13 protein-coding genes are annotated in these 8,980 nt (G+C 69.8%); 3 read left to right on the top strand and 10 right to left on the bottom strand.

The genetic code is table 11. The features are described from left to right. Both I4I78_RS25995 and I4I78_RS25990 read left to right on the top strand, forming a co-directional pair. Window positions 1-206: hypothetical protein (locus I4I78_RS25995; RefSeq protein ID WP_218614124.1), on the top strand; the 206-nt coding region annotated here is incomplete at its 5' end. 23 nt (window positions 207-229) lie between these two features. Then, a complete protein-coding gene (locus I4I78_RS25990; RefSeq protein WP_218614123.1) occupies window positions 230-505 on the top strand; it encodes a hypothetical protein in 276 nt (91 codons plus the stop codon). Here I4I78_RS25990 and I4I78_RS25985 read toward each other — a convergent pair. The 7 genes from I4I78_RS25985 to I4I78_RS25955 form a co-directional block, all read right to left on the bottom strand. Further along, the gene (locus I4I78_RS25985; RefSeq protein ID WP_218614122.1) at window positions 482-802 is read right to left on the bottom strand and encodes a hypothetical protein; all 321 of its coding nucleotides are present in this window, start codon (window positions 800-802) and stop codon (window positions 482-484) included. The genes I4I78_RS25990 and I4I78_RS25985 overlap by 24 nt on opposite strands. 547 nt (window positions 803-1,349) lie before the next feature. Continuing rightward, entirely contained in the window at window positions 1,350-2,489 is a 1,140-nt protein-coding gene (locus tag I4I78_RS25980) for an ArsO family NAD(P)H-dependent flavin-containing monooxygenase (RefSeq protein ID WP_218614121.1), read from the bottom strand. Then, window positions 2,486-2,926 carry a low molecular weight phosphatase family protein gene (locus tag I4I78_RS25975; protein ID WP_218614120.1) on the bottom strand — a complete coding sequence of 147 codons (441 nt, stop codon included), beginning with the start codon at window positions 2,924-2,926 and terminating at the stop codon, window positions 2,486-2,488. The genes I4I78_RS25980 and I4I78_RS25975 overlap by 4 nt, the downstream gene beginning before the upstream one ends. Then, window positions 2,923-3,345: an arsenate reductase ArsC gene (locus I4I78_RS25970; RefSeq protein ID WP_218614119.1), complete on the bottom strand. Its 423-nt coding sequence runs from the start codon at window positions 3,343-3,345 to the stop codon at window positions 2,923-2,925. Before I4I78_RS25970 ends, I4I78_RS25975 begins: the two co-directional genes overlap by 4 nt. A gap of 32 nt (window positions 3,346-3,377) precedes the next feature. Beyond that, a complete protein-coding gene (locus I4I78_RS25965) occupies window positions 3,378-4,034 on the bottom strand; it encodes an arsenate reductase ArsC (protein ID WP_218614118.1) in 657 nt (218 codons plus the stop codon). Window positions 4,035-4,113: 79 nt separating this feature from the next. Further along, window positions 4,114-5,247, bottom strand: a complete 1,134-nt coding sequence (gene arsB, locus I4I78_RS25960) for an ACR3 family arsenite efflux transporter (RefSeq protein WP_218614117.1) — start codon at window positions 5,245-5,247, stop codon at window positions 4,114-4,116. Beyond that, entirely contained in the window at window positions 5,244-5,654 is a 411-nt protein-coding gene (locus I4I78_RS25955; protein ID WP_218614116.1) for a helix-turn-helix transcriptional regulator, read from the bottom strand. The genes arsB and I4I78_RS25955 overlap by 4 nt, the downstream gene beginning before the upstream one ends. Window positions 5,655-6,028: 374 nt before the next feature. Between I4I78_RS25955 and I4I78_RS25950 the strand changes: the two genes are divergently transcribed. Continuing rightward, window positions 6,029-6,238, top strand: a complete 210-nt coding sequence (locus tag I4I78_RS25950) for a hypothetical protein (protein WP_218614115.1) — start codon at window positions 6,029-6,031, stop codon at window positions 6,236-6,238. A 162-nt stretch (window positions 6,239-6,400) separates the two neighbouring features. On the opposite strand, the gene I4I78_RS25945 is transcribed toward I4I78_RS25950, so the two are convergent. The 3 genes from I4I78_RS25945 to pstA form a co-directional block, all read right to left on the bottom strand. Continuing rightward, window positions 6,401-7,198 carry a response regulator transcription factor gene (locus tag I4I78_RS25945; RefSeq protein WP_218614114.1) on the bottom strand — a complete coding sequence of 266 codons (798 nt, stop codon included), beginning with the start codon at window positions 7,196-7,198 and terminating at the stop codon, window positions 6,401-6,403. A gap of 15 nt (window positions 7,199-7,213) precedes the next feature. Next, a complete protein-coding gene (gene pstB, locus I4I78_RS25940; protein ID WP_218614125.1) occupies window positions 7,214-7,978 on the bottom strand; it encodes a phosphate ABC transporter ATP-binding protein PstB in 765 nt (254 codons plus the stop codon). Window positions 7,979-8,160: 182 nt separating this feature from the next. Then, window positions 8,161-8,980: phosphate ABC transporter permease PstA (gene pstA / locus I4I78_RS25935; RefSeq protein ID WP_218614113.1), on the bottom strand; the 820-nt coding region annotated here is incomplete at its 5' end.

Genomic DNA, 8,980 nt, shown 5'->3' with positions numbered 1-8,980 from the left:
GGGCCACCGGCGACCGGCTACGCGCGGCTTACGCCGCGGCCGCCGATGTCACCGGCGGGGCGTGGCCCGACCGCGAGCGACAGGCCCTCGATGGCCTGCGCGCCACCGCGGCGTTCCTGCGCAATCACCCCAACACCGCCGTCGCCCGTGCCATCACCGGCGCGCTGCAGAACCTCCCGGAGGCCACCCATGGCGCCGTTCGATAGCGACTACGAGCTGGACAAGGCGGGTGTGGCCGCCCTACCGCGAACGCGTCATCGGCGACACCGTGCTCGCCACGAGCGACTTCGGGCGCCGGCCTGACGGCGAGTACGGGACCGGCCCCGTCGTCGGGTTCGAGCACTACACGGACGGTGCCGCCGGAGCGCTGGTCCGCCTCGACCACGACCCGGACCACGTCGACTGGTTCCCGCTCACCGAGTTGCGCCTGACCCACCCCGCGCCGGCCACACCCACCCGCGATCCGCGGGCCGGACCACGGTCACGACGGGGAAGCCCCCGATGACCGGCCGGGGGCGTCCTGCGATCGGTCGCTGAGGTTCTCGGTGCCACTACTCAGCGTCTCCTCCGGTGACCCGGTGGGGCGCAACCTCAGCCGGCGCTCGGCGACCATCTTGCGCGCGAACGCGACCCAGATCGCCCGGTACGCAGCGGGCTCATCACCGTTGCCGTCCCACGCCACCACAGCCTCGGCCGCCTCCATCGCGGCGTAGTGCAACTCCTCGACGAACGCCGGACCTCCGACGGCCATCGCATCCCCGACGATCTCGTCCTGCTCCGACGGCTCATACGGCTCAGCCATTGATCACCTAAGGTAGTTGCCGCCTAGTCCATTCGAGTCTATGACCACAGGCCGGGATATCTCCCGCGCGGAGTGGATACTCGAGAGGTTGTATCCGCGGAGGACGACTTCTTCACTCCGGCCGCGGTGAGGCGATCGGCCGCCGCTAGGCACGTCTACTGCAAACGCTAGGCGCCGTGCGTGTGCGCCTAACCGTCGTCGGCATGGAGATGTGCGGTGCCCCGGTGGCGGCCATGGTGGTCGCCCGGATCAGCAGGGCTGGGGGTGGGAGTTCGCGCGCTGGCGTCACGCGTGCTCGCCGAGCGCGAGAGGCAGGGGCGGGCGGGGGTACGGTCCGGTCCCCTGCCAACGCCCACCGAGGTCGGCAACCGCTTGCGTCTCGGCGCGCTCGGACTGCTGAGCGTCGATGACCGCCTGCGCCAGCTTCTTCGCCTCATAGCGTTCTGATCGGCGGCGATCACGCCAGCTGGTGTTCCGTCTATATCTCAGCCGGCGCCATCTTGAGCGCGAGGTTGCCCGGCGCATATCGCTCCCGCTAGGAAACTGCCTATGCGGAGCGGGTGCGGCGCGCGGGCCGGCCGAGGATCTCGGTGACGCAGGTGCGGGCGGTGCGTGCGGCGCCGATGAGGGTGGCGGATGCGGTGCCTGTCCAGTCGCCGTAGCCGAGTAGGTGCAGGCGCGGTTCGTCGAGGCTGCGGGTGCCGTCGGTGCGCGGTACGCCGTCGGAGGCGGTGGAGAGCCCGAGTGCGTCGAGGTGGGCGAGGTCGGGGCGGAAGCCGGTGCACCAGATGATGGCGTCGCAGGCCAGGTTGCTGCCGTCGTCCCAGGCGATGCCGTGTTCGGTGATGCGGTCGAACATCGGGTGGGCGTGCAGGACGTCTCGTCCGCGGGCGTCGAGGACGCTGGGGACCATGACGATGTCGCCGAGGCCGGCGACGCCGCCGGTGTCATCGCCTCCGGCGCGGGTGGCGGCTTCGCGCCGTGTGGCGACGTCGAACAAGACCCGGCCGTCGACGTCGTCGGGCAGGTATCGCGGTTGGCGTTGGGCGACCCAGGTGGTGTCGGCGACGGTGGAGACCTCGGCCAGGATCTGGGCGGCGGAGTTGCCGCCGCCGACCACGACGACGCGTCGCCCGGTGAAGCGGTCGGCCCGGTGGTAGGACACGGTGTGGATCTGCGTGCCGGTGAACAGGTCCCGGCCGGGCCAGGCGGGGACGTAGGGGCGCCGCCAGGAGCCGGTCGCACTGATGACCGCCGGGGCCCGCCAGGTCCGGCGGCCGTCGGTGACGGCCAGGTGGCGGCTCTGGGCCGACACCGAGGTGACCTCGACGGGGCGGCGGATCGGGAGGTCGTAGCGCTGCTCGTACTGCTCGAGGTAGCGGCGGACGTGTCCGCCGGTGGGGAACGGTTCGCCGGGCTGGTCGGGCATCCACCAGCCGGGCAGCGGGCTGTAGCGGGCCGGGGAGAACAGGCGCAGGGAGTCCCAGCCGTGCCGCCAGGCGCCACCCGGACCGGTCTGGGCGTCGAGGATGACGAACTCGGCGCCGGCGCGGCGCAGGAAGTACCCGGCGGCCAGGCCCGCCTGCCCGCCCCCGATCACGACGACGTCCAGGTCGTCGCCCGAGGTGGCCTTCGTGTCGGAGCGCGCAGACCCGGCCGTTTGGTCGGGCTGGTCGGTGCTTGTCATCGGTCGGCGGGGGCCAGCTCTGCGATCAGGGTGGAGACGCGGGCGGAGATGTCGTCGCGGACCAGGCGCATGCGTTCGATCCCGTCGATGCCGCGTTCGGAGGGTTCGTCGGTGTCCCAGTTCTGCACCGGTGTCCCGTCCGGTGCGTCGACGTGCGCTTCCCGGCCGAGGGTGACGACCAGGTCCACGTCACGGAGCAGGGCGGGGTCGATCGGTTTCGGGGACTCGCCGCTGATGTCGACTCCGACCTCGGCCAGCGACTCGGCGGACAGGACGTTGAGCTTCGTGCCCGGGTCGGTCCCGGCGGAGTGCGCGGTGATCCGGCCGTGGGCTGCGTGGCGCATGAGTCCGGCGGCCATCTGGGACTTCCCGCCGTTGCGGACGCAGACGAACAGCACCGACGGAGCTCCGGCCCCGTCGTGGTCGGTGGTGGTCATCGGCTGGTGCTCTCGGTGTTGGTCAGCTCGGCGAGCAGTGTCCGGACGCGGGTGTCGATGTCGTCGCGGATGGCGCGGACCTCGTCGGTGGGTCGGCCGGCGGGGTCGGTGAGGTCCCAGTCGAGGTAGCGCTTGCCAGGAAAGACGGGGCAGGCGTCGCCGCAGCCCATGGTGATCACGACATCGGCGGCGTCGACGGCGTCGGTGGTGAGCTTCTTGGGGATCTCCCGGGACAGGTCGATCCCGAGCTCGTCCATGACCTGCCGTACGGCCGGGTTGATCGTCTCGGCCGGGGCCGAGCCGGCCGAGCGGACGGTGACCGCGCCGGCGGCGTGGTGGGCGAGCAGGGCGGCGGCCATCTGGGAGCGGCCGGCGTTGTGGACGCAGACGAACAGCACTTCGGGGATGGCTTCGGCCATCAGCGGATCTCTCCCTTGGTTCGGTGTGGGTGTCAGACGGGTGGGGCGGAGAGGATGTCGGTCAGCAGCATGCGGACGCGTCGCTCGATGTCGTCGCGGATCGGGCGGATGTCGTCGAGGGCGAGGACGTCGGGGTCCTCGATCGCCCATTCCTCGTAGCGTCGGCCGGGAAAGATCGGGCAGGCGTCGCCGCAGCCCATGCTGATGACGGTATCCGCGGCCTGAACGATTTCGTCGGTCCAGGGCTTGGGGAACTCGCCGCTGATGTCGATACCGACCTCGGCCATGGCCGCGACGACCGCCGGGTTGGCCGAGATTCCCGGGATCGAGCCACCGGAGGAGCCAATGACGCGGTCACCGGCAAGATGGCTGAGGAAGCCGAGCGCCATCTGGGAGCGTCCGGTGTTGTGGGTGCACAGGAACAGCACGGCCGGTCGGGCGTCGCTGGTGAGGCCCTGCACGCGCGCCAGCGCCCGCAGGCGCTGGCGCGCGAACCGCTCGGCCAACAGCGGTAGGTAGTTCAGCACCACAGCCCGGCCTGCGAACTCATCGTAAGAGGCGTGCAGGAACCGCTCGATGGTCTCGGTGCCGAAGGTGCCGTCGAACTCGCGGGCCAGGTTCACCGCCGCAGTGGTGAGGGCCAGGTGCTGGTCGATGGACAGGGTCTCGCGGTGCCACGTACTGGTCATGGCGTGCCTTCTTCCTCGAAGGACAAGCAGAGAGTCGATCAACGACACGGAGCGGTCGAGCCGGTCGGTCACGAGCGGGTCAGGGCCGAGGTTCGGTCGTCGCCGCGGGAGCCGAAGGGGCTGGGAAGAGACGGCGGCGCAGCCACAGCGAGACGTAGACCAGTGCGACGAGGACGGGCACCTCGATCAGCGGGCCGACGACCCCCGCGAGGGCCTGGCCGGAGGTGGCGCCGAAGGTGGCGATCGCGACGGCGATAGCGAGCTCGAAGTTGTTGCCCGCGGCGGTGAAGGCCAGCGTGGTGGTGCGTTCGTAGCCCAAGCCGACGCCGCGGCCCAACGCGTAGGAGCCCGCCCACATGATGGCGAAGTAGGCCAGCAGCGGCAGCGCGATCCGGACGACGTCGAGCGGCTGGCTGGTGATCTGGCGGCCCTGCAGCGCGAACAGCAGCACGATGGTGAACAGCAGCCCGTAGAGGGCGAGCGGCCCGATCTTCGGCAGGAACTTCGCCTCGTACCACTCGCGGCCCTTGGCCTTCTCCCCCAGCGTGCGGGTGAGGAACCCGGCCACGAGCGGGACGCCGAGGAATACGAGCACGGACCCGACGATCGTCCAGGTGGAGATGTTGAGGTCCGCGACGGGCAGGCCGAGCCAGCCGGGCAGGACCGAGAGGTAGAACCAGCCGAGCAGACCGAACGCGATCACCTGGAACACCGAGTTCAGCGCCACCAGGACGGCGGCGGCCTCGCGGTCACCGCAAGCGAGGTCGTTCCAGATGATGACCATCGCGATACAGCGGGCCAGCCCGACGATGATCAGGCCCGTCCGGTACTCGGGCAGGTCGGGCAGCAGCAGCCAGGCCAGGGCGAACATCAGCGCCGGGCCCAGGACCCAGTTCAACACCAGCGAGGAGATCAGCAGGCGCTTGTCCCCGGTGACCGAGTCGAGGCGGTCGTAGCGGACCTTGGCCAGGACCGGGTACATCATCACCAGCAGCCCGATCGCGATCGGCACCGACGTGCCGTTAATCGCGATCGCATCCAGTGCGGGAGCCAGACTAGGGATCAGCCGCCCGAGCAGGAGCCCGACGGCCATCGCGACGACGATCCACACCGGCAGGAACCGGTCCAGGGTCGAGAGCTTCGCGACGACTCCGGCCTCGCCGGGGTCGGTGGCGGCGCGCTGGGCGGCACCGGTCGAGTTCTCGGTGCTCATGCCCCCACCACCGCCTGCGCGGGCGCCGGGATCGACAGCTCGGTGACGGCAGCGGGGGTGAGCACGTCGGACAGCCGCCCCAGCGACTCCGGCAGCACCCGGTAGTAGACCCACGTCCCCCGGCGCTCCCCAGTGACCAGGCCGGCCTCGCGCAGCACCTTGAGGTGGTGCGAGATCGTCGGACCGGTCAGCTCGAACACATCGGTCAGGTCGCAGACACACGCCTCGCCGCCTGAGTGCGAGGCGATCAGCGACAACAGGCGCAGCCGCACCGGGTCACCCATCGCCTTGAACACCCGCGCCAGCTCGACGGCCTGGGACTCGTCCAACGGCTCACCGACCAGTGGCGACCAGCACCCGACGATGCTTGTCCGGGCCAGGTCGACCCGGTTCGCTTGCTTTGACATACATCTATGTTGACATGCTTCGATCCAACTCGGCAAGCCCGTCTCGAACTCTGCCTAAGCAAGGTGGTTCGCGCCTCGACCCCTCGTGCGGCAGCACGCCGACACCGGCCATCGACCGACACGCAGCCCACCGAAGCCCGCCCGGCGATGCCTAATCCGGGCGTAACTGCTTCGACGTCTCTCTAAGTTGACAGCGATCGACCCAGAGGGCACGTTGTTTGGATCGATGTCCATCGATCCAGAGTCGATCGAGCGAGGAGTCAGTCCCGGTGTCACCAGAAGCAAGGTTGATCCAGATCGAACAGGAGCTGAAGCGCTCCGACCCCGCGTTCGTCGCCGCGTGGGAGCGTCGCGCCTAGACGCCACGCGACCTGGTGCCGATCGTGTTGTCCTGGTGCCTGATCGCGACCGCCGCGTCGCTGCTGGGATTCGGACTGCTCACGGTCGACCGCGGCCTCGTGCAGGGAGCCGGGCTGGTGATCTTGTGCCTGCCGATTGCCTGGCTCGTGGGCGTGGCACGGCGGTCACCCGCCTCGGGGCGGCCGATCACGTCGCTCCATCCGCCCTCGGAACCGCCGCTCTGAGAGTTCGGGCGTCCCATGGCCACAGGCATGGACGCGTCCAGGGGTCACGACCAGACAGCCAGCCACCCGACTCGGCGCCCCTGAGCGGGTGTTCGGCTTCGATTCATGTCCGCTTCATCCTCCCGCGAGGGCCTCGGCATAGCGTCACGTCTGGATCGGACATTACGGATCCAGGCCGCGTTCGAGCGGGGGCGGCGGGATGCTGAGCTGGTAGCCGAGGCCGCGTATCGCCTCGATCCACTGCGCCTGCGAGTCATCGCCACCGAGACGGCGGCGCAGCCGCAGGATGTGCACCGCCAGCGAGTTGCTGCTGCGAGCATCGTCGGCGCCCCAGAGGGCGGTGATGAGCTCGCGGCGGCTGACCACGGCGTCGCGGCGCTCGGCGAGATACCGGAGCAGCAGGTGCTCACGCATCGGCAGTTTGATCAGCGCCCCGTCGAGCCAGATGCGGGGCGCGGCACTGTCGATACGTAGCCGGCCCAGGTCGAGCAGCAGCGGGCGAGGCTCGATCTGGCGGCGGCCGGTGACCAGCGAGCGCAGGATCTGTAGCAGGCGGTCGGGGTCGAAAGGATGGGCGAGTACCGCGGCGCCGAGTCTCGCCGCCGGCCCGGCCAGGTCCTCCTCCGTGGACGTCACCCCCACCACGACCGGCAGGTCCGGCTCGTGGGTCCGGATGACCTGCAGGAACGCCACCGGGTCGAGGCTGCCGTCGTTCGGGCCGAGGATGACCACGTCGGGACAGGTCCGTCCGATGGCCAGCAGGGCTTCGGCCGGATCGGCGACGTGCTCGAGCTCGAGGAGCTGGCCGGCCAGAGCGCGGGCCAGGACCTGGGCGTCGGCCGGCCCGGTGACGAGCAGCACCGCCAGCTGCCCCCGGGCCGCGCCGCAGCCGGCGAGGCAGGCGCGTCGCCGGATGTGGAACTGGGAGTGGTTGTCGGTCTCCCACGCCGTGACAGACATCCCGGGGACGCCCGATCAGCCGAAACGGCCGCTGATGTAGTCCTCGGTGCGCTTGTCACCGGGGTTCTCGAACATGGTGATGGTCTTGTCGAACTCGACGAGCTTGCCGACGCGGTTGCCGTTGTCGTCGGGCTCGGCGGTGAAGAAGGCGGTGCTGTGCGAGACGCGAGCGGCCTGCTGCATGTTGTGGGTAACAATCACGATCGTGTACTCGTTGATCAACTCGCCCATCAGGTCCTCGATCTTCGAGGTGGCGATGGGGTCGAGCGCGGAGCACGGCTCGTCCATCAGGATCACCTCGGGACGGGTGGCGATCGCCCGTGCGATGCACAGCCGTTGCTGCTGGCCTCCGGAGAGGCCGTAGGCGTTCTGCTTGAGCTTGTCCTTGACCTCGTCCCACAGTGCTGCCCCCCGCAGGGCCTGCTCGACGACCTCGTCCATGTCTGCCTTCATCCCCGTCACGCGTGGGCCGTAGGCGATGTTGTCGTAGATCGACTTGGGGAACGGGTTCGGCTTCTGGAACACCATCCCGATACGGCGGCGTACCTCGATCTGATCGATCTCCGGGCCATAGATGTCGGTGCCGCGGTAGAGCACGCTGCCCTCCACCCGCGCGCCGGCGACGAGGTCGTTCATCCGGTTCAGGCACCGCAGCACGGTGGACTTGCCGCAGCCCGAGGGCCCGATCAGCGCCGTGATCCGGTTCTCGGCGAAGGTCAGCTCGACGTCCTGCACCGCCAGGAAGTCGCCGTAGAACACGCGCAGATCGTGCACGGCCATGGTCGAGCCGCTGCTGGGAGCCAGGGTTCGGCCGGCGGGTCGGTCGCCGACCTCGACGTGGATACCCCGCTCCGGGCGCAGCGGCGCGTCACCGCCGGCGGGCTGCTCGTTCGCGGTCTGGGCCAGGGCTTCCTGGTGGCGGGCCATGTTCTCGGGGTCGTCCTTTCCGGGCACGGAGGCGCTCACCAGCGCCGCTGGAACTTGTTGCGCAGGAAGATCGCCGCGCCGTTCATGACCACCAGGATGATGATCAGCAGAAGGATCGAGGCGTAGGTCAGGGACACGAACGACTCGCGGGACTGGATGGCGAAGTTGAAGATCTGCACGGGCAGCACGGTGTAGCGGGAGAACACGCCCTCGGGTGTGAAGGTGATGAACGTGGTCGCGCCGACGAGGATCAGTGGAGCGGCCTCGCCCACCGCCCGCGACATCGCCAGGATCGAGCCCGTGGCGATGCCGGGCACCGCCGCGGGCAACAGCTGGCGCCACACGGTCTGCCATCGGGTCGCGCCGAGCGCGAGGGATCCGTTCCGGATCTCACCGGGTACGGCCCGCAGCGACTCACGGGTGGCGATGATGATCACCGGCAGGATCAGCAGCGCCAACGCGATCGACCCGGCCAGGGCCACCGCGCCGATGTTGAGCGGCGCCCGCACCACGAACGCCAGCACCAGGATCCCGAAGATGATCGACGGGACGGCGGCCAGGTTCTGCACGTTGAGCTCGATCGCCCGGTTGAACCAGCGGGTCGAGTCGGCGTACTCCTCCAGGTAGACCGCGGCCGCGATCCCCAGCGGTAGTGCGATCAGTGCGGTCACCCCCACCACCAGCAGGGTGCCGACGATCGCAGGCCGCACCCCGGCGGTCTCCGGGCGGATCGTCGAGGGGGCCTCGGTCAGCAGGGCCACGTCGAACCGGGACAACCCGGCGACCAGGATGGTGATGAGCACGAACAGCAGGAACAGCGACGCCAGCAGCAGGCACGCCCACAGCGCGCCCACG

It is taken from the genome of Pseudonocardia sp. KRD291 (assembly GCF_019263595.1).
Classification (GTDB): domain Bacteria; phylum Actinomycetota; class Actinomycetes; order Mycobacteriales; family Pseudonocardiaceae; genus Pseudonocardia.
This window is presented reverse-complemented; position numbering and strand designations above follow the sequence as displayed.

Coding starts and splice junctions, on each gene's coding strand:
- arsB (WP_218614117.1), bottom strand. CDS start 5,247: ATGAGCACCGAGAACTCGACCGGTGCCGCCCAGCGCGCCGCCACCGAC.
- I4I78_RS25965 (WP_218614118.1), bottom strand. CDS start 4,034: ATGACCAGTACGTGGCACCGCGAGACCCTGTCCATCGACCAGCACCTG.
- I4I78_RS25945 (WP_218614114.1), bottom strand. CDS start 7,198: ATGTCTGTCACGGCGTGGGAGACCGACAACCACTCCCAGTTCCACATC.
- I4I78_RS25970 (WP_218614119.1), bottom strand. CDS start 3,345: ATGGCCGAAGCCATCCCCGAAGTGCTGTTCGTCTGCGTCCACAACGCC.
- I4I78_RS25955 (WP_218614116.1), bottom strand. CDS start 5,654: ATGTCAAAGCAAGCGAACCGGGTCGACCTGGCCCGGACAAGCATCGTC.
- I4I78_RS25975 (WP_218614120.1), bottom strand. CDS start 2,926: ATGACCACCACCGACCACGACGGGGCCGGAGCTCCGTCGGTGCTGTTC.
- I4I78_RS25980 (WP_218614121.1), bottom strand. CDS start 2,489: ATGACAAGCACCGACCAGCCCGACCAAACGGCCGGGTCTGCGCGCTCC.
- pstB (WP_218614125.1), bottom strand. CDS start 7,978: ATGGCCGTGCACGATCTGCGCGTGTTCTACGGCGACTTCCTGGCGGTG.
- I4I78_RS25985 (WP_218614122.1), bottom strand. CDS start 802: ATGGCTGAGCCGTATGAGCCGTCGGAGCAGGACGAGATCGTCGGGGAT.